General features: G+C 52.7%; 1 protein-coding gene. It reads left to right on the forward strand.

The window, feature by feature from the left end; all coding sequences use genetic code 11:
* Window positions 1–76: 76 nt before the first annotated feature.
* A complete protein-coding gene (locus AAE514_RS18435) occupies window positions 77–1,297 on the forward strand; it encodes an ISL3 family transposase (RefSeq protein ID WP_347333030.1) in 1,221 nt (406 codons plus the stop codon).
* Window positions 1,298–1,323: the final 26 nt, after the last annotated feature.

Raw genomic sequence — 1,323 nt, forward strand, 5'->3', positions numbered from 1 at the left:
GGCTCTTCGTAAATTCCTGTGGAAATCCAGTATAATTTCGGCCTAAACGTAGAGACTATTTCGAGGGCCTTTTTCTGTGGAAATCGAAGATCATTACGCATTGCTTCTGGGTATTCATTCACCTTGGGAAATCAGTTCGGTAGACCTCGATATGGCCAGCAGCCGGGTTGATATTGAAGTCGAGTACGCTGATACCTCGGGCGTCTGTCCTGAGTGCGAAATCATGTGCCCCAAGCACGATGATCGTGAACGCCGGACGTGGCGCCACCTCGATACCATGCAGTTCGCCACGTACTTGCACGCCCAACTGCCAAGAGTCAAATGCAAGGACCATGGCGTAAAAACTGTTGAAGCTCCTTGGGCAGCCAAGAACAGCCGGTTTACGCTGCTATTTGAAGCCTTTGCCATTCGAGTGCTTCAGGCCTCCCGCAGTATAGAAGAGGCTCGCAAGCTACTCAAGCTGAACTGGCATCAAGTCGAAGCGATTAAGCGACGTGCCGTCGAGCGAGGATTGGCCCGGCGTGATACGGCGCCGATTAAATACCTTGGTATTGATGAGAAGCAATTCCGCTCGGGTCATCAATACATCACCAACCTGGTGGACCTCAAGCAAGGCCGCGTTCTGGATGTTGTTGAGGAACGCAAGGAAGCAGCCTGCAAAGCCCTACTGGAGCAGGCGTTAACGCCAGCACAGCGTGAACAGGTCACCGCCGTGGCTCTCGATATGTGGAAAGCCTTTGCCAACGCGGTTGAAGATCAGATGCCTCAAGCGGTAATTGTGCATGACCGATTCCATATCAGCCAACACCTCAATCAGTCGGTGGATCAGGTTCGTCGCGCTGAGAATAAGCAGCTCGCCCGTGAAGGCGACAACCGGCTAAAAGGCACAAAACACTTCTGGCTGCATAACGACGAAAACGTCAACCTGGCGCACAGAGAGCAGTTCGACCACCTCAAAGGCAGTAACCTCAAGGTCGCCCGCGCCTGGGCTCTTAAAGAGCACTTCCGGCCTTTCTGGGATTACCGCTCTAAAGGCTGGGCTAGGCGGTATTTTGAGCAATGGTACAGCTGGGCGATTCGATGCCGACTGGAGCCGGTCAAGAAAGTAGCCAGAATGCTAAAAGCGCATATGGACAGATTGTTGAACTACTTTGACCACCGTATCAGCAATGCAGCGGCCGAAGGGCTCAACTCTAAAATACAGACCGTGAAGTCAAATGCCCGGGGTTACCGCTCCTTCGAAGGCTTCAGAACGAGCATACTGTTTCACTGTGGAAAGCTCGATATGCTGCCGTAGCGCTCCACAGAGTTTTACGAAGAACC

The organism is Marinimicrobium locisalis, from assembly GCF_039822625.1.
GTDB classification, from domain to species: Bacteria; Pseudomonadota; Gammaproteobacteria; order Pseudomonadales; family Cellvibrionaceae; genus Marinimicrobium; species Marinimicrobium locisalis.